The sequence below is a fragment of the Bradyrhizobium sp. BTAi1 genome, from assembly GCF_000015165.1.
Classification (GTDB): Bacteria; Pseudomonadota; Alphaproteobacteria; order Rhizobiales; family Xanthobacteraceae; genus Bradyrhizobium; species Bradyrhizobium denitrificans.
Genome location: NC_009485.1, coordinates 1,462,341 through 1,487,442, shown reverse-complemented (window position 1 = coordinate 1,487,442; position 25,102 = coordinate 1,462,341). Strand labels below are relative to the sequence as shown.

General features: G+C 65.8%; 17 protein-coding genes. 9 read left to right on the top strand and 8 right to left on the bottom strand.

Going from position 1 to position 25,102, the window contains the following annotated elements:
• Positions 1-155 precede the first annotated feature (155 nt).
• The gene (locus BBTA_RS06550; RefSeq protein ID WP_012041663.1) at positions 156-2,126 is read left to right on the top strand and encodes a methyl-accepting chemotaxis protein; all 1,971 of its coding nucleotides are present in this window, start codon (positions 156-158) and stop codon (positions 2,124-2,126) included.
• A 5-nt stretch (positions 2,127-2,131) separates the two neighbouring features.
• On the opposite strand, the gene BBTA_RS06545 is transcribed toward BBTA_RS06550, so the two are convergent.
• Positions 2,132-3,022: a LysR substrate-binding domain-containing protein gene (locus BBTA_RS06545; RefSeq protein WP_012041662.1), complete on the bottom strand. Its 891-nt coding sequence runs from the start codon at positions 3,020-3,022 to the stop codon at positions 2,132-2,134.
• An 85-nt stretch (positions 3,023-3,107) separates the two neighbouring features.
• Here BBTA_RS06545 and BBTA_RS06540 point away from each other — a divergent pair, with 85 nt between their 5' ends.
• Positions 3,108-3,860 carry a sulfite exporter TauE/SafE family protein gene (locus BBTA_RS06540; RefSeq protein ID WP_012041661.1) on the top strand — a complete coding sequence of 251 codons (753 nt, stop codon included), beginning with the start codon at positions 3,108-3,110 and terminating at the stop codon, positions 3,858-3,860.
• Here BBTA_RS06540 and BBTA_RS06535 read toward each other — a convergent pair whose 3' ends face one another.
• Positions 3,861-4,502, bottom strand: a complete 642-nt coding sequence (locus BBTA_RS06535; protein WP_012041660.1) for a LysE family translocator — start codon at positions 4,500-4,502, stop codon at positions 3,861-3,863.
• Positions 4,503-4,652: 150 nt separating this feature from the next.
• On the opposite strand from BBTA_RS06535, the gene BBTA_RS06530 reads away from it, so the two are divergent.
• The 3 genes from BBTA_RS06530 to BBTA_RS06520 all read left to right on the top strand — a co-directional run bounded on the left by BBTA_RS06530 (position 4,653) and on the right by BBTA_RS06520 (position 11,295).
• A complete protein-coding gene (locus BBTA_RS06530) occupies positions 4,653-6,398 on the top strand; it encodes an adenylate/guanylate cyclase domain-containing protein (RefSeq protein ID WP_012041659.1) in 1,746 nt (581 codons plus the stop codon).
• A 114-nt stretch (positions 6,399-6,512) separates the two neighbouring features.
• On the top strand, positions 6,513-8,324 hold the full coding sequence (locus BBTA_RS06525) for an adenylate/guanylate cyclase domain-containing protein (protein ID WP_012041658.1): 1,812 nt from the start codon (positions 6,513-6,515) through the stop codon (positions 8,322-8,324).
• Between the two features lie 163 nt (positions 8,325-8,487).
• Positions 8,488-11,295, top strand: coding sequence for a di-heme-cytochrome C peroxidase (locus BBTA_RS06520; protein WP_012041657.1), 2,808 nt, complete (start codon positions 8,488-8,490; stop codon positions 11,293-11,295).
• A 49-nt stretch (positions 11,296-11,344) separates the two neighbouring features.
• Here BBTA_RS06520 and BBTA_RS06515 read toward each other — a convergent pair whose 3' ends face one another.
• Both BBTA_RS06515 and BBTA_RS06510 read right to left on the bottom strand, forming a co-directional pair.
• Entirely contained in the window at positions 11,345-13,879 is a 2,535-nt protein-coding gene (locus tag BBTA_RS06515) for a YbcC family protein (protein ID WP_012041656.1), read from the bottom strand.
• Positions 13,880-13,912: 33 nt separating this feature from the next.
• Positions 13,913-15,487: an NADH-quinone oxidoreductase subunit L gene (locus tag BBTA_RS06510; protein ID WP_012041655.1), complete on the bottom strand. Its 1,575-nt coding sequence runs from the start codon at positions 15,485-15,487 to the stop codon at positions 13,913-13,915.
• Between the two features lie 116 nt (positions 15,488-15,603).
• On the opposite strand from BBTA_RS06510, the gene BBTA_RS06505 reads away from it, so the two are divergent.
• Positions 15,604-16,491, top strand: a complete 888-nt coding sequence (locus BBTA_RS06505; protein WP_012041654.1) for a LysR family transcriptional regulator — start codon at positions 15,604-15,606, stop codon at positions 16,489-16,491.
• Positions 16,492-17,252: 761 nt separating this feature from the next.
• Here the strand turns inward: BBTA_RS06505 and BBTA_RS40655 are convergent.
• Entirely contained in the window at positions 17,253-17,402 is a 150-nt protein-coding gene (locus tag BBTA_RS40655; RefSeq protein WP_012041653.1) for a hypothetical protein, read from the bottom strand.
• An 887-nt stretch (positions 17,403-18,289) separates the two neighbouring features.
• On the opposite strand from BBTA_RS40655, the gene BBTA_RS06495 reads away from it, so the two are divergent.
• Positions 18,290-19,975: a sensor histidine kinase gene (locus BBTA_RS06495; protein WP_012041652.1), complete on the top strand. Its 1,686-nt coding sequence runs from the start codon at positions 18,290-18,292 to the stop codon at positions 19,973-19,975.
• 114 nt (positions 19,976-20,089) lie between these two features.
• Positions 20,090-20,800: a hypothetical protein gene (locus BBTA_RS06490; protein WP_012041651.1), complete on the top strand. Its 711-nt coding sequence runs from the start codon at positions 20,090-20,092 to the stop codon at positions 20,798-20,800.
• Here the strand turns inward: BBTA_RS06490 and BBTA_RS06485 are convergent.
• On the bottom strand, positions 20,790-21,638 hold the full coding sequence (locus tag BBTA_RS06485; protein ID WP_012041650.1) for a tetratricopeptide repeat protein: 849 nt from the start codon (positions 21,636-21,638) through the stop codon (positions 20,790-20,792). The two genes, BBTA_RS06490 and BBTA_RS06485, sit on opposite strands and share 11 nt — an antisense overlap.
• 81 nt (positions 21,639-21,719) lie before the next feature.
• Positions 21,720-22,667 carry an alpha/beta fold hydrolase gene (locus tag BBTA_RS06480; protein ID WP_012041649.1) on the bottom strand — a complete coding sequence of 316 codons (948 nt, stop codon included), beginning with the start codon at positions 22,665-22,667 and terminating at the stop codon, positions 21,720-21,722.
• Positions 22,668-22,857: 190 nt separating this feature from the next.
• On the opposite strand from BBTA_RS06480, the gene BBTA_RS06475 reads away from it, so the two are divergent.
• A complete protein-coding gene (locus BBTA_RS06475; RefSeq protein WP_012041648.1) occupies positions 22,858-23,337 on the top strand; it encodes an Hsp20 family protein in 480 nt (159 codons plus the stop codon).
• Positions 23,338-23,646: 309 nt separating this feature from the next.
• Here the strand turns inward: BBTA_RS06475 and BBTA_RS06470 are convergent, their stop codons facing one another.
• The gene (locus BBTA_RS06470) at positions 23,647-24,681 is read right to left on the bottom strand and encodes a hypothetical protein (RefSeq protein ID WP_012041647.1); all 1,035 of its coding nucleotides are present in this window, start codon (positions 24,679-24,681) and stop codon (positions 23,647-23,649) included.
• Positions 24,682-25,102: the final 421 nt, after the last annotated feature.

Genomic DNA, 25,102 nt, shown 5'->3' with positions numbered 1-25,102 from the left:
ATTGAGCTTCGGCTCGTCGCGTAGAATTACGGAGAACGCACGTTACGATACATTGTTAACTGCGCATTGACCGCGTGTCCCTAAATTTTTTTTCAAATTTGACGAGTACCCGCGGCATTGCGCGGATGAACATTGATTCCAGGAAGGCATTTTCGATGGCCCGCATCAACTTCCGGCTGACGCACAAGATCATGGCCATCGCGCTGATCGGGGTGGCTGCCGTCGCCGTTTTTGGCGCAATCTACCTGATCGGCGCGACGTCGCAGGAGGCCTCGCGGCAGCTGGCCGAAAAGGCCCGCGCCGCCGCCGATCTCAACCAGAAGCTCCTCAACGATCTGCTCGAAGCGCGCCGCGCCGAAAAGGACTTCCTGCTCCGCCGTGACCAGAAATACACCGCGCGGCATACCGAGCTGAGTGCCGGCATCACACGCGAACTCGATGCGCTTCGGACCACCAGCCGCGCGCTCGGCGACACAGCCCTCGGCGCCAGGATCGACACGGTCAGCCAGGGATTTTCGACATACAGCACTGAATTCGGTGCCACCGAGCAGGCCGAGATTCGTCTCGGCCTCAACGAGACCCTCGGCCTGTCGGGCTCGCTGCGCTCGGCCGTGCATGACATCGAAGCCAAGCTGAAAGAGGTCAACGACCCCAGGCTCACAAGCGGCATGCTGATGCTGCGCCGGCATGAGAAGGATTTCATGCTGCGTCGCGACCCGAAATATGTCGCGGAGCTCAAGATGACGGCAGCCGAATTCGCCAAGGCCATCGCCAGCGCCGATATCGCAGCCGCGACCAAGGCGGACATCAACCAGAAGCTGGACAAATATCAGAAGGATTTCCTGTCCTGGGCGGACGGGTCGCAGGAGGCGGCGCGCCACAGTGCCGCGATGTCCAAGGCTTTCGCCGAGATCGAGCCCGTCATCGCCGAGATCGGCAACACCGTCGCGCAACATTATACGTCGGCGCAGGCCGCAGAGGCCGAGACCGGACATAAGGTCAAGCGTGGCATGCTGATCACGCTCGGCCTGTCGCTGATCCTGGTCGGTTGCGTATCCTTCCTGATCGGCCGCGGCATCTCCACCGCGATCCGCAACATGGTGCAGGCCATGACGCGGCTTGCCGGGGGCGACGCTTCGATCCGGATTCCCGGCGTCGGCCGCCGTGACGAAATCGGCGAGATGGCCAGCGCCGTCGAGGTGTTCAAGACCAACATGATCGAGACCGAGCGGTTGCGCGCCGAGCAGGCCGAGGTCGAAAAGCGGCTCGCGCAGCAGCGCAAGGCGGACATGGCGGCGCTTGCCCAGAGCTTCGAGACGGCGGTCGGCGAGATCATCGAGACGGTGTCCTCCGCCTCGACCGAGCTCGAAGCTTCGGCGACGACCCTGACCCGGAACGCCCAGCACGGCCAATCGCTGGCGACGGCCGTCGCGTCGGCCTCCGAGGAAGCCGCGGCCGGCGTGCAGTCGGTCGCGTCAGCCACCGAGGAGCTGTCGGTCTCCGTCACCGAGATCAGCCGTCAGGTGCAGGAATCGGCTCGCATCGCCGGCGAGGCGGTCGGCCAGGCCCGCCGCACCAATGAGCGGGTCGGCGAGTTGTCGAGAGCGGCAACACGCATCGGCGACGTCGTCGAGCTCATCAACACCATCGCCGGCCAAACCAACCTGCTCGCGCTCAATGCCACGATCGAGGCGGCACGTGCCGGCGAAGCCGGCCGCGGCTTCGCCGTGGTCGCCGCCGAGGTCAAGGCGCTGGCCGAACAGACCGCAAAGGCCACCGGAGAAATCGGCCAGCAGATCGCGAGCATTCAATCGGCCACTGCGGAGTCCGTCGATGTCATCCGCGAAGTCTCCAGCACGATCGAGCGGCTGTCGCAGATTTCAGCGACCATTGCGGCCGCCATCGAGCAGCAGGGCGCGGCGACCCAGGAGATCTCGCGCAATGTGCAGCACACGGCGCAGGGGACGCAGCGCGTCTCCGACAACATCGTCGAGGTCGAGCACGGCGCCACCGAGACCGGCTCCGCGTCGGCCCAGGTGCTGTCGGCGGCGCAATCGCTCTCGGAGGAGAGCAACCGCCTCAAGCTCGAGGTCGGCCGTTTCCTCGAGACGGTCCGCGCGGCATAGACCGATCAGATGGCCGTCTTGCGCAGATGATCGACGAGCAGCTTGGCTGGGCGCGGCAGCGCCTTGAAGCTGCGGGCACAGATCACCAGCCTGCGATTGGACCAGGCATCTCGTAGCATGATGAGGCTGATCGGCATCGATCGCGCGCAGCGGCGTGCGGCCGCCTCGGGCACGACGGCGATGCCGACACCGGCCGCCACCATCTGGCAGATGGCATCGAAATCGCGCAGGCGCGCCCGGACATGCTGACGGATGCCGAGCCGCGCCGCATGCCTGCCGATATGGGCGTTGAGCGCTGTTCCCTGGGTCAGGCCGATGAAGTCCTGCCCGGCGGTCTCGCTGAAATCGATCTGACGGCGGCCGGCGAACGGGCTCCGGCGGCCGGCCACCAGGATCAGCCGGTCCTCGCCGAAGGCGAAGCGCTCGATGGTGTCGGGGAGCGCATGCTCTGCCGCGACGCCGAGGTCGGCTCTGCCGGATACGATCGCTTCCGCAATGTCCGTGCTTTCGCGCTCCTCTACATCGACATTAATGTCCGGATGCTCGCGCAGGAACGCCGCCAGTGCGCGCGGCAGATGCTCGGCGAGACCAACCGTGTTGGCGAGCAGTTGCACATTGGCCCGCAGCCCCGACGCAAAGCCCATCAGATCGCCCTGCATGGCCTCGACATTGGCGATGATGAGGCGAGCATGATCGAGCAGGCTTTCACCGGCTGCCGTCAGAGCGACACCGCGGCGCCCACGCTTGAACAGCGCGATGCCGAACGCCTCTTCAAGCCCCTTGATGCGGGCGCTGGCCGACGCGAGCGCCAGATGGGCGCGATCGGCCCCGCCAGTGATGCTGCGGGCCTCGGCGACCGCGATGAACAGCTTCAGGTCAACCAGATCAAAGCGCATATCCGATCCAGCCTCAGTCATTTCCGAAGGCAGGCTCCGTAAGCTCCACATTGTGCTGCAGGGACGGGTTGGTCAATGTCGCCCCATGACCGATCCGCTTCTTATCTTCATCGCGTTCGCGCTGACGCTCGCCGGCTTCGTCAAAGGGGCCCTCGGCCTCGGCCTGCCGACCATTTCGGTCGGCTTGCTCGCCATCGCCATGCCGCCTGGCCGGGCACTGGCGATCGTCATCGTTCCCGCGGTCATCACCAACATCTGGCAGACCTTCGCCGGTCCCTATCTTCGCGATATCGCCAAGCGGCTTTGGCCGCTGATGGCAGGCACCGCGATCGGGATCTGCCTCAATGCCGGAGCTCTCAGCCACGGCTCGACCCGCTATGGCAACGTCGCACTCGGCGTGCTGCTGACGGTCTATGCCACGCTCGGTCTCACTCGGCTCGCCTTCAAGGTCGCGCGCCCGCACGAGAAGTGGGTGGGCGGGATCGTTGGCCTCCTGACCGGGCTGATCTCGGCCGCCACCGGCGTGCAGGTGGTGCCCTCGGTGCCCTACATGCAGGCGATCGGGCTCGAAAAGGACGAGTTGGTCCAGGCGCTCGGGGTCTTCTTCACGATCGCCACCCTCACACTCGCGTTCAACCTGACGAATTCCGGCCTGCTCAGCACGGCGATCGCCTTGCCCGGTACGGTCGCCATGATCAGCGCGTTCCTCGGCATGGCCATGGGCCAGGCAGCGCGCGCGCGATTGCCTGCCGAAGCCTTTCGCCGTGTTTTCCTGATCGCGATGGTTTTGCTCGGTCTCTATCTCGCCGGGAGCGCCCTTATCGAGCTCACATGGTGATCAGCGCGCTTCCAACAGGGCGATGCGGACACCGAGATAGACGAACAGGCCGCCGATCGCCCGATTGATCCAGACCAGCGCCGATGATCGCCGGACCCGGCGCGCGGTTCGCGCCGCCACGGCGGCAACGCCGAGGCACCACAGCGTCGAGTTGACGATGAAGATCGTGCCGAGCAGCAGAAAGGCGACGGGCTTGTGGGCCGCATCGGCGACGACGAATTGCGGGATGAAGGCCAGGAAGAACATCGCGACCTTCGGATTGAGAACGTTGGTGAGCGCGCCCTGCCAGAACACCTGGCGTAACGATGCGTCGGCAGCAACGGCCGGGGCGTCCGCCTCGGCAGCAGCGGCCGGCGGGCGCGCGAACAATTGTGTGAAGCCGAGATAGACGAGATAGGCCGCTCCTGCCCACTTCACGGCCGCAAAGGCGGTAGCCGATGCCATCAGCAGCGCCGACAGGCCGATCGCGCTTGCAAAGACGTGGACCAGGCAGCCCGTGCTGATGCCGAGGGCGGCCGCAGCGCCTCCGCGCCATCCCATCTGAACGCTACGACCGACGATATAGGCCGTGTCCGGACCAGGGGTCATGTTCAGCACCAGACCGGATAGCAGGAACAGCAGCGGATCGTGAATTCCCAGCATGGTTGAACATTTCCTAACAGTTTGTCTCACCGAGACTGAATGATCATTGCTGTTTTCGAGGTGATCGTTCAAGCTGGCGTCATTGCCCCCGGAAAAGAAATGGATTTGGCCGCACCTGGCGTGGTATGCGCGAGGCGGGAGCACGACGTGATGGATAGACGCCTGGCCGCCATCGTTTGCGCTGACGTCGCCGGCTACTCGCGGATGATGGGAATTGACGAGGCCGGCACCCATGCCGCCTTCAAGGCCCACCGCGCCGCCATCCACCCCCTGATCCTCAACCACGCCGGACGCATCGTCAAACACACCGGCGACGGCTTCCTGCTCGAATTCGCAAGCGTCGTCGATGCCGTTCAATTCGGCCTCGACATGCAGTCCCTGATGGCCGACCGCAACGCCGACCTGCCGGCGGAACGCAACATGCGCTTCCGCGTCGGCATCCACATTGGCGAGGTGATCATCGACGAGGAGGAGGTGTTCGGAGAAGGCGTCAACATTGCTGTCCGCCTGGAGGCCGTCGCGCCGCCCGGCGGCGTCGCGGTTTCTGCCAGGGCCCATGATGAGGCCAGCAAGCATCTCTCTGTCAGCCTCACTGATTCCGGCGTCGTCCGCCTCAAAACCATTGAAGAACCGATGCAGGTGTGGACCTGGACGGCGGGGGGCGAGACGGGCAAGCAGGATGGCTCCCGAGGCAGTTCCGGCTCACTGAACTATCGGACAGCCATTGTCGGCGTTCTGCCCTTCGTGAACCTCGCCGACGCCGCCGACGAATATCTCGCCGATGGGCTGGCCGACGACCTCATTCACGCGCTGTCGCTGCAATCCTTCTTTCGCGTCCTCAGCCGCACCTCGACCTTCGCGTTCCGCGACCGCGGGCTCAGCCCTCGCCTGATCGCCCGCGAGATCGACGCCACCTATCTGATCCAAGGCACAGTCCGTCGCTCCGATGCCAAGATCCGCGTGACGGCGAAACTGATCGCGCCAGAGACGGGCGAGCAGCTGTGGACCGGCCGTTACGACCGCGACATGGGCGACCTGTTCACGCTGCAAGACGAGATCACCACCAGCCTGTGCGCCGCGCTGATGCCTGAGATTTATCGCGCGGAGGCGTCCGTGCCGACCCGGTCGCAGACGACGGATGCGACGGCATGGGATCGCTTCCTGAGAGGCCTGTCGCACTATTATCGTCCTACCAAGACCGATTATGAGAGATCGATCGCGCTGTTTCGCGAAGCCATTGCGCTCGATCCGACGCTGGGCATCGCGCATGCCTATCTTGCGACCATCCTGATGCAGGGAATCAGCTTTGGCTGGATCAAGGGATCGCGCGAGCTCTGGAACGAGGCCCTGGCTCTGGCGCTGTCCGGCGTGCGGCTCGACCCGCGCTCGTCCTTTTCCTACGCCATTCTGGCTTTCATTCATGCGATGGAGGGCGCCCATGACGAGGGCCTGAAGGCCGCCCGCAAGGCCACCGAGCTGAACGCCTATGACAGCGGCGCTCGAGGGGTTCTCGGCCTCTGCCACATGGTCATCGGCGAGCATCAAAAGGCGATCGAGCTGTTCTCCGTCGCCGCCCAACGCGGCAACAGCGATCCCCGCTATCAATGGCCGGCGCTGAACGCTTACAGCCATTACCTGCTCGACCGCTACGAGGCGGCGCTGTCCTGGGCCCGCGAGGAGCTGTTCCTCTACCCGAATCATCTCCAGGCGCTGACAATTCGGGCTGCGACCTTGGCACAGCTGGGCGAGACCGACCAGGCGCGTCAGGCCATCGGCGTCCTGGGCGAGCGCTACCCCTGGCTGACGCTGGACCGCCACATGAAGAATATTCGCTGGAAAAACCAGCGCGATATCGCCCATTATCGCGACGGGCTGATGAAGGCAGGCTTGAAATAGGTCTAATTGCGAGCCGCGCGGCTGCGCGGCCATATGTCCTGCGGATTTTTGACCCAAAATCATGGATTTCAGTAGGAATGTCGTGGTATCGCCCAAGGTGAGAGCGAGGAAGCAATGGAGAGACGACTGGCCGCCATTGTCTGTGCCGATGTGGCCGGTTATGCGCGGATGATGGGCGCCGACGAGGCCGGAACCCACGCCGCCTTCAAAGCCCATCGCAGCGCCATTCATCCGATTGTTCTCAATCATGGCGGCCGTGTGGTTAAAAGCACGGGCGACGGATTTCTGGTGGAATTTCCGAGCGTCGTCGGCGCCATCGAAGCTGCGGTCGAAATGCAGCAGCTGATGGCCGAGCGAAACTCTCACCTGCCGGCCGACCGGGTCATGCAGTTCCGGATCGGCGTGAACATGGGCGACATCATCGTCGACGAAGGCGAAGTGTTCGGCGACGGGGTCAACACAGCCGTGCGCCTGGAGGCGGCGGCCCAGCCGGGAGGAATTGCGGTTTCCGAGAAAGCCTATCTGGAAGCCAGCAAGCACCTCAAGGTCGTGTTCGTCGACGGCGGCCCGTTCCGCTTCAAGAATATCGAGGAAACGATCCACGTCTGGACCTGGGCCCCGGGGGCAGACAAGGGGCGGGAACCTCGCTCGACCTCCGGGCTGCCGCCACAATATCGAACGGCCATTGTCGGCGTGCTCCCCTTCGTCAATCTGAGCGACGAGAGCGACGATTACTTCTCCGACGGCCTGGCCGAAGACCTGATCCACGCGCTGTCACTGCAATCCTTCTTCCGGGTGCTCAGCCGGAACTCCACCTTCGTGTTCAAGAAGGCGGGGCTGAGCGCCCGCCTGATCGCCAGGGAGATCGACGCGACCTACCTGATCCAGGGGTCCGTCCGGCGTGCCGGCAGCAAGGTCAGGGTCAACGCGGAGTTAATCACGCCGGAAAGCGGGGAGCAGCTGTGGGTCGGGCGCTATGACCGCAACATCGGCGATCTGTTCGCGGTGCAGGACGACATCACCGCCAACCTGTGCACCGCGCTGATTCCGGAGATCTACCGCGCCGAGGCCTCGGTGCCGGTTCGCCTCCTCAACACCGATCTCACCGCCTGGGACCGGTTCCTGCGTGGGCTTTCGCATTATTATCGGCCCACAAAATCGGATTACGAGCGCTCGATCGCCCTGTTTCGCGAAGCCATTGCCCTCGACCCGGGGCTCGCGATCGCCCATGCTTATCTGGGAACGATCCTGCTGCAGGGCATCCACTTCGGCTGGATCAGGAACACGCGCGAATTGTGGGACGAGGCCATGGCGCTGGCCGAAGCCAGCGTTCGTCTTGATCCGCGGGCGTCCTTCTCCTACTCGTTGCTGGCTTACGTCCATGCCATGCAGGGTCATGTGGAGGCCGGCACCGAGGCTGCCGAAAAGGCGTTGCGGCTGAACTCCTATGACATGGGTGCCCGTGGCGTGCTCGGCGTCTGTCACTTCGTGAAAGGCAATCATCGCGAAGCCATCGACCTGTTCTCGGTCGCCGCCCAGCGCGGCAACAGTGATCCGCGTTATCAATGGTCGGTGTTGAGCGCCTTCAGCCATTATCTGCTCGGACAATACGACGCGGCGCTGTCCTGGGCACGCGAGTCGCACTACCAGAATCCCAACCACCTGCAGTGCCTTTCGATCCAGGCCGCCGCCCTGGCTCAGCTCGACCGGACGGCGGAGGCCGCTGACGCAGTCACAGGCTTCCTGCGCGCTTATCCCTGGATGACCGTCGAACGGCTGATAAGCAATCTGCGCTGGCGCAATCCGGCCGACATCGCGCATTACCGCGACGGGCTCGTGAAGGCTGGCATCCCCCTGACGAAGCTGACCTTGATAGAGACCAAGGCGAAATTCGGCACGGGCAGCGCGCAGTCGACGCACGGCTGACGACCTGTAGTTGACACGACTGCAAGTTACGCCATCATTCATGATTGCATTGTAGCGTTGAGAATGCGTCGCTTGGTCCGCGCTTCCGCGCCGGTCTTCAAGCGACATTTCCGTTTCCGTCGTTTCGTTTTCATGACTCGCTGCATTCCAAGGATGTCATTCGATGCAAAAAGATCGCGCCCGCGTCCGTGACGCCCTGCCGGGACAGATTCCGGTGTCGCCCGACAATCCCTGTCCTTTTCTCCGGGCCCTCGTGGCTGGCGGCTTTGTGGATGGCCACACCGTGCCGCTCAAGACGATCTCCGCCCGGATCGAGGCGGCGAGCGGCGAGACGGGATTCAAGAAGCGTATCGTCGGGATCGAGACGTTCGGAGTCGCGCTGATCGCCAATGGTCTGTCGCCGCTGCGCCTGCTGAAAAGCCTGTTCTCCGGCGCCGATCTCGACGAGTTGCGCAACGGGCCACTCGACAAGCATGGCGGCGGCTCGCGCATCCTCGATGCAAAGGCAGATGTTCACCCCGCGGAGATCGACCGGTTTGCGAGTTTCGGCAGCGACTATCCCGATCCCAATGGCGGCACCGAGCGCGGCCTGAACGCGGCGCAGATCCAGACCTTCATGAAGGCCAATCTGAAGCGCGACGGCGACAAAGCGCGCTGGTACTATCCCCTGTTGATGCAGGGCGAATGGCCGGTGCTGCTGCGCGTGATCGGCAAGGGCGACGGCGACAACCGCTATCTGTCGGTTGCCGAGGTCCGCACCCTGTTCGTCGAGCGTCGCCTTCCGCAGCGCATCGTGGCACGTCTGACCGCTAAGCCGCAGCCCGCCAACATCATCATGCGGATCGGCAAGGCACTGCTCGGCGGAGCCATCGCCGCAGCCGTCGTGCTGTTCCTGGCGTGGGTCGCCGCTCCCGACGCGGTCAGCGACAGGCTGAGCGCGGTGCTGCCGGCGAAGGCTGCCGCCCTGATCCCACCGGCCCTGCCCCAGACCCAGCCGACCCAGGCGGCCTACTGGCTCGACCAGGGCTGGACCACCAAGGACCGGCATTGGTTCCATCACGTGACCCAGGGCACCGCGACCTTCCCGATCCCCTACAATTGGTTCATGGCGATGGAGCAGCCTTATCTGTCGCTGTTCGGTACGCCTGGCCTGATCTCCGATACCGCCTATCTCGAACGCTTCGGCTTCATCCCGAGCCCGAAAAGCGTCGACGGCGAGCCCAGCGCGCTGCAGCCGTTCGGCTACGGCCCCAACGCGACCGCCAAGACCGACATCGCCCCCGCGCTTCCGGCCGGGCTGAAGCCGACCCCAGCCGGCAATGAAGGCGGTTTGCCGGTCGGCTTTGCGCGGCTCAGCGGCGTCACCAATCCGGCGAACGGCGCGCCCGAGCCCGACAAGATCGGCCTGACCTGCGCGGCCTGTCACACCGGCAGCATCCACTACAAGGGCGTGAGCGTCCGCTTCGACGGCGGCCCCGGCATGGTCGACCTGCGCAAGCTCGAAGAGGCGATGGGCTTTGCGATGCTCTTCACGCAATATGTGCCCGGTCGCTTCTCGCGCTTCGCCGACCGGGTGCTCGGGCCCAACGCGACCGACGCCGAACGCGAGACCTTGAAGAAGGGGCTGAAGGCTGCCACCGACTTCGCCCTCACGATGCAGGCCAAGAACTACCAGACTGCCATCGCGGCCAAGGGACAGACCGAGACCATGGAGGGCTTCGGCCGGCTCGATGCACTGAACCGCATCGGCAACCAGGTCTTCTATCTCGACATGGCGATCAGCGGACTGCCGAACATGCTCGGCAATCAAGAGGCCATTGACGCGCCGGTCTCCTATCCGCCGATCTGGACCGTGCCCTGGTTTTCCTGGGCTCAGTATGACGGCTCGATCGCGCAGCCTTTGATCCGCAATGCCGGCGAGGCGCTGGGCGTGTCTGCGGAAATCAACTTTTCGCCCGAGCCGGCGAGCAACCGACTCTGGCGCTCGTCGATGGCGGTCGAAAACCTGCTGCACATCGAGGACATGCTGCGCGGCCCCGACCCGTTCGCCACCACGACGCCTGCATTCGGCGGTCTGACGTCGCCGAAATGGCCGGAGAAGCTGTTCCCCGACGACGAGGCCTGGAAGATCAAGACAGCGCGCGTCGAGAACGGCCGCAAGCTCTATGCGACGATCTGCGTCGAGTGCCATCTCGGTCCGGTGGCCGACCCCGTCTTCGACAAGACCTATCCGGACAAGAGCTTCTGGAAGATCAAGCCGCGGGACGATTGGGAGAGCAAGGGCTGGAACGCGAAGGGACCGATCCTCGACCTGGTCCAGAAGCCGGTCGAGGTGATGCAGACCGATCCCGGCCAGGCCAGTATCCTCGCCAATCGCAAGGTCAAGGTGCCCGGCTTCCTCGACGTCGACCCGGCCAAGGACCTGAAGGGCTGCGGCCTGCCCCAGGGCTCGACCACCGAGATGTCCTATGCGCTGGCGCTGATGGCTGTCGTGCAGAAGGCGAGCGACAAATGGATGGAGGACCGCAAGCTCTCCGCGGCCGAGCAGGCGGCGCTGTGGGGCGATCGCAAGAACTGCCCCAATCCGGCTGGCAACACCTATCGGGCCCGGCCGCTCAACGGCGTCTGGGCGACCGCGCCCTATCTGCATAACGGCTCGGTGCCGTCGCTGTACTGGCTGTTGACGCCGGCCGCCGAGCGACCGACCTCGTTCTGCCAGGGCGCCCGGGACTACGACCCGAAACAGGTCGGCTTCGCGGTCCCGGCGGGCGGCGAGACGTCGTGCAAGGTTGGCCAGACGCTGTTCGCAACCAAAGACGCCAGCGGCAAGCCGATCAAGGGCAACAGCACCCTCGGTCATTCCTTCGAGGGTCCCGCGCGGCCCAACAAGGACTATCCCAACGGCATCATCGGCGGCGCCTTCTCCGAGGAGGAGCGCTGGGACCTCATCGAGTATCTCAAGACGCTCTGAGGCCACACCGCAGGCGCGTCCGGCTTCATCGCCAGACGCGCCGGCGGTCTCACGCAGCGATCCACACGCCGGGGCTGACGCAGCGGCGGATGGTCGTGCCGTGATCGCCGAGGGAATGCAGCATCACCCAGCCATTGACGACGAGGTCGCGCACGCCTGGCTGACGCTGCATGATCTCGTCCATCGCACTCTCGGGCGCGGCGATGAAGACGTTCAACCGAACCGGCTCGTGGACGAGGCGCGTGCCGTCATGCACCGATTGCCAGGGCAAACCGACCCTGAGGTCGCCGGCATTGCCTTCGAGCACGCCGAGCTGACCGACGATGTTGTGCAGCACCTTGTTGCCGCTGCCGAAGGCCGCATTGTTCACCGTCGAGCCGAAATATTGCAGATTGATCCAGTTCGCGACCACCATCGGCGCCGTCATGATCAGCTCCAGCGTGCGATGGCCGTCGTCGCGCTCGGCCTCATAGGAGTGCAGGAACGCGCGACCGCCGAGGTCGAGCCCGCGGGTGAAGCTGCGCGGCGCGGCGATGAAGGCGCAATTGCCGGCGAGCCCCCATTCCGGCCGCACCTGCGACCAGTCGCGGCTGCGCGCGATCACGGCGGCATCGACCGCGGATTTGTCTGGAATGCCGAGCAGCGCGCTGCGCTCGAGCCGCGCCAGCCGCGCGGCATCGGCGAGTCGGGCCTTCAACCGCGCCAAGTCCTGCGCGAGAGCGGCGGGAACGTCGTCCTCGTCGAACACGGTCACGGCATCGGTGGTCGTGTCATGCAGCGCGCCGAGGAACCAGCAATCCGCGGGGATGTCGATTCCCTTGGCGCGCAAGCCGTCACGGACGCGCGGATCGTTGAGGACGGCGGCCGCGACGCGCGCATTGGCCTCGCCGGTGTGGCCGCCGCAGGCGCCACAGTCGAGCCCCGAGGCGTGCGGGTTGTTGACCGTGGTGCTGCCATGGCCAGCCAGCAGCACCAGCCGCGCGAACGGCCCGGTCAGCGACATCGCCTTCAGCGCCGCCTCCGCCATCGCCACGCGCTGCACGTCATTGAAGCCGGTGACGCGCCCGCCGAGTTCGCCCGGGGCCAGCCGCGGCATCACCCGCGCGGCGATCTCCGGGTCGAGACCGTCGACGACGGGCGACGGCACCGGGCGGGTCACGCCGGCGCTGTCGGTCGCGATCTTGGCGGCGAAGCCGAGGCCGGCGGTCTCGACGAAGGAGAACGACGACACCGCCGAGACCTTGAACGACTTCCACGCCTTGGCCGCCCGCCGCCGCAGCAGTCGCAGGCCGAGCACCTCGGCCTGCTCGACATCATCGGCGTCTTTGACGGCCTCGCAGACGATGAAGGCGGGCTTGAGCAGCACCGGGCATTGCGCGCCGCCTCTGGTGTGGCCGATCGGGACATATTCAATCGGGAAGCCGAAGAATCCGGCGAAGCCGATCGTCTCGGCCTCCGGATAGGCCGTCTCCAGCGCCCGCCGGAAGATCTCCGACCGCACGTCGATGCAGAACGCGGCCTGCACCGGAGGACGCGCGGGCAGCCGCGCCACCGCCGCACCCGTGCCGTGGCCGGCGAGCCTGGCGATCAGCTGGTTGCGAATGGCGATTTCATAGGCCTCGTGCAGGACGAGATCGACGGCGAGCTCCGGCGTATCGTCGAGCCGTTGATCATCCGGCAGCTTCGCCGCCTCCTCCATCGCCTGCGCCCAGGCGATCTTGAACGCGGCGTCGGTGCGGGCCTGGAACAGCGCATAGCCCCAGGCAAGCCGGATCGCCAGCAGCTCGACGAGCGTGTCGTCGCGCTGGCCATCGCGTTCGGCGCTCCAGCCGATGTAGCGCGCATAGGCCGACCAGCCGCCGATGTCGAACAGCGCCCGCACCAGATAGTCCTCAACCGCCCGCTCGGGAATGCCGAGCCGGGTGATGATGAGGCCGATCGCCTGCACCGGATCGGCGGGCAGCTCGGCGATGGCGTTCCGGAATCCCGTGAGGCCCATGACCTCGGGATTGCGATCGTAGGCGGCCAGCCTACGCCAGGCGGCGTAGGGCTTCAGACTGCGCACCGGGCTTGGCCAGCTCGCCTGGCCCTCGTCGAAATAGCCGGCGCAGAACGCCGAGATCTCGTCGATCATGAACGCGACCAGCGAGACATAGCGATCGCCTTCGGCGAGCCGGTCAAGCACCTCGGCGACGGTCGCGACGACTGCCGGGGGCGACGACGGAGCTGCCGTGGCCCGCGCCTGCTGCTTGAGCTGCTCGACGCCGAGCCCGACCGAGGGGTGAATGTCGAGCGCGCGCGCCAGCGCGGCGTCGTCGATCCGGCCGTCGTCCAGCGCCTGGCGATAGAACGCGCGCGGCATCAAGATCCGCGTCCGCACCACCCGCTCGAAGGTGGCGGCCGTCGCGGCGAAGCTCTGGCCGGTGAAGCCGAGGAAGGGATTGACCGCAACGAAGTGCTTGAGCGGCCATAGCGGCGCGACGCGCTGGCAGGCGCTGTCGATGCACTCTTTCAGTCGTGCATCCGTGGCGGTGTCGACCGGATCGGTTGCGGTGATGGACATTGCGAGGGCGGCCTGGGTCATCGGACTCTCAAAGGATTGGAGGGGGGTTGACTGTCACCGCGAGGTCGCGCTGCGCGGCCACAGCGTCAGCACCAGGCGGTTGGCGAGCGTATTGAGGTAGAGCCCGTTGCGGAGGTGAACATAGGCCGCGATCCAGAATGGCGCGTCGGCCCGGCGCATCATCTGGTTCTGGAACACGGTCACGGCCGCGAACGAGACCACGACGGCGGCTGCGATCAGCATCGGCACGACGCCATCGACCGGGCGCGACGCCGGGATGCTGCCGCCGACCAGCCACGCCATCGCGGTCTGCAGCGCGAAATAGGCGATGGCGACACCGGCCGCCGTCACGGCGGCGCGGACGATGACGAAGGCATTGGGCCGCTCGTCGATGGCATTGGCCATCAGATGCACCAGCCCCATCAGCAGCACCGAGCCCAGCGCGATCTGCGCCGGATTGCTGCGCAGGGTCATGCCGAAGGCGAGTCCGGTCAGCAGCGCCAGCGCGATGACGCCGGCAAGCGCCAGGATCAGCCGCGCCGCATGCGGCTGGCCGCCGGGGCTCGGCGTCCAGGAGGCGCGGGCGAGGTCGATGATGCTCCCCGACGACAGGAAGGCATGCGCCTTGTAGAGCGAGTGCGCCACGATGTGCAGCAGCGCCGCCGAGAAGGCGCCGAGCCCGCATTGCAGCAGCATGAAGCCCATCTGCGCCACCGTCGAATAGGCCAGCTGCACCTTCACCGAGGTCTGCGTCAGCATCACCAGCGAGCCGAACAGCGCGGTGGCGCCGCCGACGACGGCCAGCACGTCCAGCGCCGGCGTCGCCAGCAGCAGCACGTCGCTAAGCCTGAGCACCAGGAAGCCGCCGGCATTGATGATACCGGCATGCAGCAGCGCCGACACCGGCGTCGGCGTCTCCATCACCTCGATCAGCCAGCCATGCAGCGGCAGCTGGGCGGATTTGAGCATCGCCGTCGCGACGATCAGCAGCGCTGCGACGGTCACGAGCGCCGATCCCGTGCCTGCTCCGCTGCGGGCCTGCGCAGCGAGGCTGCCGATCTCCAGCGTGCCGAACTGGACGTAGAGCAGCAGCGCCGCGACCGCGAGGAAAGCGTCGCCGAGCCGGCTCGCCACGAACTTCTTGCGTGAGGCGCGGATCGCAGCCGGCCGTGTGTCGTAGAACAGCAGCAGCTTGCCGAGCGCCAGGCTGGTGGCGACCCAGGCAGCGAACAGCAGCACCAGATTGCCGGAGATCGGCAGCATCAGCACCGCGGCCAGGGTGAGCAGCAGCCAGCGCGTGAACCGGACCTGCCCCGGATCGCCGTCGAGATAGTTGCGGCTGTAGCGGACGACGACGAAGCCGATGAAGCTCACCAGCGTGATGAGGATCGCGCCGAGCGCATCGAGCTGCAGCGACAGGCCGAGCCCATTGCCGCCGAGCAGTGGCGTGCGCCCTGCCCCGACAACAGCGGCGCCGAGGCTTGCGACCGCGGCGAGGGCGAAGGCGAGCGCGGCGGCCGCGATCGCGTTGCGTGCGACGGTTCTGGCGCTGCCGCCGGTCCCGGCGAGCGCGGCGACCGCGAGCGTGAACGGCGCAAGCGCCGCAAGACAGGGAAGGAACTGGTTCATGGCGGCCCGGTCGGTTGATCACAGGGGGACGATCTCACCTCTCCTTTACCGGCTGCGGTTCCTTCTTAAAATTTCAATCATTGAACATGATTGTTATAAAATATAGAACGATCGCCATGCCGCATCTGAACTACCACCACCTGCGCTATTTCTGGATCATCGCCAGCGAAGGCAGCATGAGCCGCGCTGCGCAGCGCCTCAACGTCTCCCCCTCCTCGCTGTCGGTGCAGGTCAAGGCGCTGGAGGAGCAACTCGGGCAGAAGCTGTTCGAGCGCACCGGCCGTACCCTGCAACTGACCGAAGCGGGGCGCATCGCGCTCGACTATGCCGGCAGCGTGTTCAAGTCGGGCCACGAGCTGATCGAGACCCTCTCGGGCCTGCGTCCCGGACGGCAGCTGCTGCGGGTCGGCGCCGCGGCAAACCTGTCGCGCAACTTCCAGATTGCGTTTCTGAAGCCGCTGATCGGACGGAGCGATGTCGAGCTGATCATCCGCACCGGCCAGTTCAACGACCTGTTGGAGCAGCTCGACGGCCATAAGCTCGACCTTGTCCTCGCCAATCATCCGGCGGCGCCGGACACGCGCAGCAGTTTCGAGAACACGCTGATCGACGAGCAGCGCGTCAGCCTGGTCAGCCGCAAGCCGGCCAAGGCCGCCCGCTTCCGCTTTCCGCAGGATCTCGCCACGATGCCGGTGATCCTGCCCGGCCGCGGCAGCGCGCTGCGCTCGGCCTTCGATGCGCTGGTCGGCGGCAGCGGCATCCGTCCGGTCATCGCCGCCGAGGTCGATGACATGGCGATGCTGCGCCTGATGGCCCGCGAGAGCGGTACCGTTACTTTGGTGCCGTCGATCGTGGTAATCGACGAGCTCCGTACTGGCGCGCTGGTCGAGCGCGCGCGGCTGAATGCGCTGAAGGAGCAGTTCTTCGCCGTGAGCCAGCAGCGCCGCTATCCGAACCCGCTGGTAGCGGAGCTGATCGGCTCGCGCAGCAAGAAGGCGGGTTGAGCTGTCGCGAACGCGCCCTCGCCACGAGACGCGGTCACTCCTACACAGATGTCAAACAGCAATGAGGACATGGGATCGCGCTCTCGCGGCCTGATCCGCCCGAGCTTTGCGCAGCATAGCCCTCGTGAATGACGGGAGGGCGCAGGGAAGGCCGGACCTCGACTAAGGCCCGTGGCCCCCGTGCGACAAAGAATGCACGGGGTAGGAACCACAGGTCCAGCCGGACGACCCGGCCTTCCCTGCGCGATGGCGTTACGATTTATACGCGATCTCCCCGGTGTCCGGCTTGATAGCCACCGTCGCCCGCGCGCTTCGTCAAGACAGCGCAGAGGGCTTGGCGCCAGCATCGGGGCGCCAGGACCACGCGATTTCACCGTGCGCGGCGTGTCGTTCGTCGGCATGATTGATCACGCTGCGACCCGCCGCACCCACCGCATCCAGCTCCCCACGCTCGTGACGACCGCGATACGCCCCTCCTCGCGGAAGCCGGACGCCGCAAAGACTATACGAATTCCGAAATTCGTAAATCGAAATATTTTTCGTCGCAGGTCTGGACAGCGGTTGGCGCCCGCGGGCGTCGGGCAAATCAACGCAACCTGCTGCCCCGCGCCACCTCGAACGGAAACGTCAGAGCTGCGTCACGCCTGAGAGTCAGATGCGGCCAGGCCGCGCGAGCGAGGCGAGTCGCTCACGCGGGAGATGGTATCGGGAGCAGACCTCAGTTGCTTGGACGGCGCAGGGCGCTGTGTCCAAGGAATGCATCAGAGCATCTCAGCCGGGCTGATATTGACGCCCTGTTGGACCAGCACGAGAGAAGCGACGACGCCCGTCAACGCGAACATCGCCACCAGACCAAATCCGGAGTTGAGCGCATGGGGGGCAACCAGGTATTTCGCGACCTTCACTAACATGAATTCCTCCTGAATATTACTAATAGGCATCACTAGAGCGAGGGCGCGTTACTAGGGCGTTTCCAGAACAGTCCACCTCGGCGCGTGGTGGGCGCGTGGTGAATACATCCTTGAATACGCATCGTGTCTGGTATGAACGGGGACTTAATCCGATGACGAGTCCGGCCCCTTTTTCAACTTGCCGGACGCCGGAGGCACACAAATAAGTTGAGCGCCACGTTACCTATCGTCTGACGACGTGTTCATGAGCGGCGCATGCAACCGTCTCTCTCGCCGGAGACAGCAACGATCATACGCGACCGCCAGGCTGATCGACCCCGCTTCGCGCGAGCCGTGCAACGACGAGACAGCGTGCCCCGTCAGCGCCGAACTATATCGGACCGAGATCATCAAACTCACTCCGCCTCCCCGCGGCCACCACTGATCACGCGGACTAAGGCATATGAGGATCTGAGTTCCTCGTGAGTCTTTCAACATCGGAATGCCCGGCTGCATCCCGAAGAAGGACGCGACAACAAATCGCGCTGCGGTGCGCGCATGGTGATCGCGGGAATGCGTGGACGATCGCCATGGCACAGTCGAGCAACGGAGCAGGCTCGTCCGGCACAGTCCGGAGGCCGGACACCTCCCAAACTCACGCTTGGCTTGCCGGCGCCGCGTTTCATGCCTCAGGCATCCACGTTGACCGCGCGCGGTCGTAGTTGACAGACATGCGTAACAACGCAATGTGTCAACAGCGACTGAAAGACGTCAGACGGGCTTGAACAAAAGTTCCGTGAGCAGTTCGGTTCCGGGCCGGCCGCGGTTGTCCTTGCAGGGCTGACTAACAACGCACGCGACACGCGTGATGCGTAGTGCGTAGTGCGAGAGCTGGGAGGAGATCGGGGGTGTTTGGTGGCGAATGGCGGTTGGCCGCGAGGTTTAGAAGCTGGCCGATCTCGGCCTACCTTCTTGTTCTCGCCCTCGCGACCTCCATTCCGATCACAGCCTGCGCGGGGTTCCTCGCCTATCACTTCGTCGCCGAGTCCTCGCAGTCCAGGAAGGTCGAGTACGAGGACCGGCTGCGGCTGATGCGCAATGCGACCGAGCTGCGGGTCGCCAATATCATCGAGGATCTGCAGATCCTGGCGCTGTCGCCGTTGCTGGCGGCCGGTCGATTCGACGAGTTCAGGAGCCACGCGGTCGACACGGTCAAACTGATCGGGGGCTTGGCGATTGCATTGTATGAACCTGACGGGCAGCAGCTCGTGAACACCCGGCTGGATCCGGGGACGCCGCTGCCGAAGCGCACAGCCTTCGATGCGGAGCGCCGGGCGATCGAGACCGGGCGTCCGCAGGTGTCCGGCCTGCAGCAGGCGGTGGTGGACGGCCAGCCGATCGTCACCATCGCGGTGCCGGTGCGGATCGCCGGGCAGATCCGCTACGCGCTCAATGTCGGGCTCTCGCCTCGCTATTTGTCGACCCTGATGGATGACTACGTCTCGGGAGGGCTGGTCGGCAGCATCATCGATCAGCAGGGAATATTGCTGGCGCGGCGACCGCTGCTGGACGGCGACGACCTGATCGGACAGCCGACCATTCCCGCAGTGCGGTCCCACGTCGGACAGGTCTCGGCCTGGTGGATCAAGGCCATCTCACGCTCCGGCGTCGCCACCTACACGTCCTTGTTGCGCTCGGACCAGAGCGGCTGGACGGTCAACCTCGCGCTGCCGCGCGAGGCCATTGACGGCCCGCTGCATCGGACCATCGAATGGATCGTCGCGTTGACGCTCTTCACCTTTGTCCTCGGCTTGGCACTGGCGCGGCTGCTCGCGCATCGCTTTCTCGCCGAGTTCTCCGACCTCGAGCGCTACGTGTCCGGCTTGCAGAACGGCGTCGTCTCGCCGACGATCGGGCGGATCGCCGAGGTCAACCGCATGAAGCAGGTGCTCCATCTCGTTGGCGGCGAGCTGGCCAGCGCCTTGCGCCAGCAGCGCGACCTGCTCGACGAGATCAATCATCGCGTCAAGAACACGCTCGGCACCGTTCAGTCGATCGCGCGCCTGTCGCGTTCGAGCGCAAGCGACGTCGACCACTATGTCGCAGCCTTCGAAGGCCGCATTCTCGCGCTGTCCGAAGCCTATAATCTCTTGACGGAGAATAATTGGGTCGGCGCCGACGTGAGGGCGATCGTCGAGCGGACGCTCGCCCCCTATGCCGGTCCCGACCGCCTGACCATCAGCGGCCCCAGCCTGCTGCTGCCGCCAAAGCTGACCCTGGCGCTGTCGGCGACGATCCAGGAGCTGAGCACCAACGCCGCCAAATACGGTGCGTTCTCCACACCCTCAGGCAAGCTTGAGATTGCCTGGACTGGTCAGGAAAGCGGCATTGTCCGCCTGATCTGGATCGAACGCGATGGGCCGCTGGTGCGCAAGCCGACACGCCGCGGCTTCGGCACCAAGATGATCACGCGCATGTTTGGCGCCGAGACCGGATGGTCGGTCGACCTCGACTTCGATCCCGACGGCCTGCGCTGCACGATGCAGTTCGGTGTCGAGGCCGATGACGAGAAGGATGTGAGGCTGACCGGTTGAGCCTGCGCACCGCCCCGGGCCGAACGGCCCCGAGCATCGGAGATACGGCTTGCCAATGCCCGATCGGCACGCTTCGGTAGATGTTCAAGCCGATCACCGAGGAGCCGCGCCGCGATGTCCGAGACCGATCCCCTCACCCTGAAATTCCGCTGTCCGACGGAGCTGGAGGGCCTGATTCCGGCGCCGGTGCCGGCGCCGATGGGCGTGCCGGATTGGGTGAAGACGATGCCGGCGACCGCGTTCAGCGCGCTCAACCAGGCGGAGGAGCAGACGGTCAAACGCTGCCCCCCCTTCATCGACGCGATGACCACGGGCTTTCTCATCCCCCTGATCTGCGATCTCAGGGTCGAGGACGGCGGCATCAGCTGGGACAACGAACTGCCGCCGGGCGGCGCGATCGACTTTCCGCGTTCGCCGGTCAGCTTCCACGACGTCGCGCAGGTCACGGGATCGCCGTTGTTCGAGGCCGACCGTTTCCTGCTCAAATTTCACAATCTGTGGACCATCGAGGCGCCGGAGGGCTGGGCGCTACTGTTCACCCATCCTATCAACCGTTTCGACCTGCCGTTCACCACCGTCACCGGACTGGTTGACAGCGATCGCTTTCACGACAGCTTCGTGCATTTCCCCGCGCATTGGCACGAAACGGCCTTCCGCGGCGTGCTGCCGAAAGGCACGCCGGTGGCGCAGTGCATCCCGGTCAAGCGGCAGGCATGGGCGATGCAGACCTCGGCTTTCACCGAGGAGGAGATCGCCGAGATCCATGAGGTGCGCGACGCCTTGAAGCGCGAGACCGGCGTCTATCGCAAGCGGTTCAGGACTTGAGCGCGGCTGCGCCCTCGACCTGCAGGAACTTCGCCGCATCGCTCGGCCGGAAGAAGAAGCGGCCATGCGAGCTGACGACCATCGTGTAGGCCGCGCGGCTCAACAGATGCGGCCGGCCGCGCACCACCGTGCGCAGCGCCGCCTCGGCCCCGGCGCGGTCGCCCATTTCCATCAGGCACATTGCGAGGTTGGCGCGGGTCTGCGTGTCCTCGGGACGCAGGCCCAGCGCGTGCTTGTAGGTGCCCGCGGCCTCCGCATAGTCACCATCCAGAAACTGCACCCAGGCGAGCTCGACCAGGATGTCAGGACGACCCGGCGCGGCCTCGCGCGCCGCGACTAGGTTGGCGCGGGCGCGGGCACGATCATTGGCCTGGAGACAGAGGCGGCCGAGATCGAGCTTGAGGTCGACGCTGTCGGGCGCGAGCGCCAGCGCGTCCTCGATGACCTTGATCGCCTCGGTGAGCTCGGCAGATTTGGCGAGCCGTCCGGCCAGTTCCTGGAATGCGGGCAGAAACGGCGGACGGCGCGCCGCCGTCTTGCGCAGTTGCGCGATGCCGTCGGCCCCACGCCGGGATTCGCATAAGGCGGCGCCGAGCAGCGTCTCGAGCTCCGGATCACTGCCACGCAGGATCGCCTTCTCGAGCGGCGCAACCGCCTCGCTGGCGCGCTGCTGCCCGAGCAGCGCATGGGCGTGAACGAGCAGCGCGGCGCGATCCGTCTTGGCAGTGCGCAGGATCGAAGCCGCGATCTGCTCTGCGCGGGCGAACTGCCTGCCGCGCAACGCCTGGATCGCCTCCTGCAGCGCCTGGGCCTGCAACCTGTTCTGCGCCTTGCTCACGACCTGCCGTTACAACGCGAGGGGGGACGGCCGATAGCTCTAGCCCGCAGGCAGAAGGGTGTCCAGCAACGGCGTCGCAGCTCACCCAAACATTGGCGTGCCCGGAACGAAGGCGTCGAAGGCGGCCCAGAACTGGGCGCGATAGCGGTCCTGCTCCTGCAGGATCTCATGCTTGGCCCCGGCGATGACGAGATGCGAGCCGGCCCGCAGATGATAGGCGAACTCCTCGATTGCCGCGGTCGACACCACGGTATCGCTGGAGGCCGCCAGCATCAGGATCGGCTGGCGGATCTGCGAAGGATAGGTCATGCCGCGAAAGGTCATCATCGCCGAAAAGGCGGCGTCGGCCCAGGCCACCGTCGGCGAGGCGATCCCGAGCGTCGGATCCTCCTCGATGATCGCGGCGTTGCGCGCATAGCGGACCGGATCCGACGTCAGCGGATTGTTGACGAAGGGCGCGAGCCCGCTGATCTCGTCCGAGCCGCCCGGCACGGTGCGGCCGCCCTGCCCGGCGATGCGCATCACGCGCAGCAGCAGCCGCGCCGGCAGCGCGGTGCGGTTGCCCGGCAGGTCGATCATCGGCGCCGACAGCACCACGCGGTCGAACCAGCGCTTGCCGGCATGCGCGAGCCTGAGCAACACGGTGCCGCCCATCGAATGCGCCAGCGCGAAGTAGGGCGGCGGACAATCCGGCAGCACGACCTGGGTGACGAAGGTCTCAACGTCGAGCTCGTAGTCGGAGAAGGAGCGCACATAGCCCTTGCGGGAATCGCGCAGCCGCCGCGACGAATGGCCCTGGCCGCGCCAGTCGATGATGGCGACCGCAAAGCCGCGGTCGCGCAGATCGCGCACGGTCTCGAAATACTTCTCGATCATCTCGCTGCGGCCGGTGAACACGCAGACCGTGCCCTTGCGTCCGGACGGCGGCGCCCAGCGCGCAAAGCGCAGCTCGGCGCCATCGGGAGTCTTGATGGTGCCGGCGGTGGCGTTTTCGGGGACAGGATTGGCGGGAATCGAGACAAGCGTCATGAGGCGTCCATCGAATAGGTGAAAGGCGCCGGGAATCAAGGGGCGGAACGGCAAAAAGAGCCGGTTTTGGGCGGCTTGAAAGCTCAAACGATCGCCCCATATCGAATTCGTGCAGGCCGTCAGGCTGCACGACAGCCCGGCCCGATGGCGGGCGGGTTAGCCAAACAGTCGCTCAATGGAGGACTTGACCATGCGTACCTACGATCTCACCCCGTTCTATCGTTCCACCGTCGGTTTCGACCGTCTGTTCTCGCTGCTCGACCAGGCGACCGCCGAGCCCAGCCCCGGCTATCCGCCCTACAATATCGAGCGCACCGGTGAGAACGCCTACCGCATCACCGTCGCCGTTTCCGGCTTTGGCAAGGATGAGCTCTCCCTCGTCGCGAAGGAAAACACGCTGACGATCAAGGGCGAGAAGGCCGCCAACGAGAACGGCAAGAAGGCTGAGGTGCTGTATCGCGGCATCGCCGCCCGGGCCTTCGAGCGGAGCTTCCAGCTCGCCGACCATGTGGTGGTAAAGAACGCCAGCCTCGAAAACGGCCTGCTCCATGTCGACCTCGTGCGCGAGATCCCCGAGGCCAAGAAGCCGCGGTCGATTCCGATCTCGACGAACGCGCAAGGCTCCGAGCAGCCGGCCATCGAGGGCTCGGCCGCGAAGGCCGCCGCGTAACCGGCCCACCAGCTCGTCTGGAATATCAACGCCCCGGGAAACCGGGGCGTTTTTTATAGCGAAGCGCCCTTTGCCCTCACCAGCGTGGCGCGGCCGGCGTCCTGAAACAATGGTGACGTTTTCGGCGCCCTCGCTCTGCAGCCAGCCGTCCTGCCCGCGAAGGCGGGCATCCGGTATGCCGAGACCGTCATGAGCAAGGTGAGGCCCCAGTGTTGACTGGATCGCCCGGTCAAGCCGGGCGACGACAATTGGGGCTGGGGCAACAGCGGGGGCCGACAGCCTCCCGGCGACGTCTCATCCAGCCGACGTCTAATCCAGCCCCTGGGCCGGCGGCATCTTTGCCGTCGGCAGGATCTGCGGGGCCGGCCTGGCGGGGGCCGCGGTGATGGAACCGGTCGTCTGCGGGGCAGCCGCTGCCGACTGGAGGGGCTTCGCATCTGAAGGCTTGGTCTCTGATGCCTTGGTCTCCGTTGCCTTCGTCTCCGGTGCCTTTGTCTCCGGTGCCTTGGCCTCAACCGGCATGTTCTCGCTCGCTTTGGGCTGCTCGATTTTGGCCTCGACCGGCCTCGTCTCGGCCGGCTTCACGTCCGCGGGCTTGGCGTCCGCCGGCTTGATGTCGGCCGGCCGGGGCGCAGCCGGCCTGGAAGCCTCGGCCGGCTTCGGCGCGAGCGCGGCGGTCTGCGGCGAGGGCGCCGCGGGACGGACAGCCGGCGCGGCGCCCCGCGGCGCTTGCTGCGGGGCTGCGGCGGTCGCGATGCGCGGTGCGGCCGGAATGGGCGGCGCCAGCCGCGGATCGGCGCGGATCACCGTCGGCGGCGGCAGCCGGTCGAGGCCGCCGCGCGGCGCCGGCTCGTAGCGCATCCGCTCATACTGCTCGCCCCACTGGAAGGCGGGAACGAAGCGGATGATGCGCCCCGAGCGGGCGTCGACCACCAGCTTGCCGTCCTCGCCGTCGCGATCGAGCACCGCCACGACATAGACATTGCCGCGCTGCCGCGGCGCGCCCAACGGCGAGAAGCCGTTGTCGCGCAGGATGGCATAGACCTCGTGCACCGGCAGGAATGCCGGCGCATAGCCATAATCCGGCTGGTAGCCGTCCTGGCGGTAGACCGGCGCTGGCGGCGTGTAGCGCTGATCGCGATAGCCATAATCGGCGCCGGGGCCATAGCCGTAGCGCGGTGGCGCGGGGACCGCGGCCGGCGGGGGCGGCAGGTCCTGATAGGGCTCATCGATATCGGAGACCGCCGTATAGGGCGCCCTCGCTCCGGCCGGGCCAAACGGCTCGGCCTGCGCGGCAAAGGCCGCAAGCAACGAGGCTGACACGGCTCCAACTAGCAACTTCATGGCTCAAAGCTCCTGCATGCCCCCGCACGTGAAGCTGTTCGCTTCTCTCAAGTGGCGCGACGTTCGGCCGTGATTCCGGCGGTCCTGGGTCGGAGAGAAGGCGGGATCGCGGCGCCGGGTGTCGAAATCGCGCGCGGCGCGTGATCGGCCGCAGTCCGCAGGGGCGTTCCGCGCACGGCAGATTGTCTGGGATTTCTGTGCTGCCGCAAAGGGCGGCCGGGGGACTCGGCCGCCCTTGTGTGCTAGCATGAACTTTGGCATTGAGCGGGTTAGGACAGAATTGCTGTCTAAAATTTCGTTGCAAAGGTGAGTGAGACTTTGCAATGATGTTACTGCGCCCTTGGGACACCCGCTGGGGACACCTGCTGGGGACACCTGGGCGCTGCGACATGAACAGGCCGTGGCTGTCTGGCGGGGACTT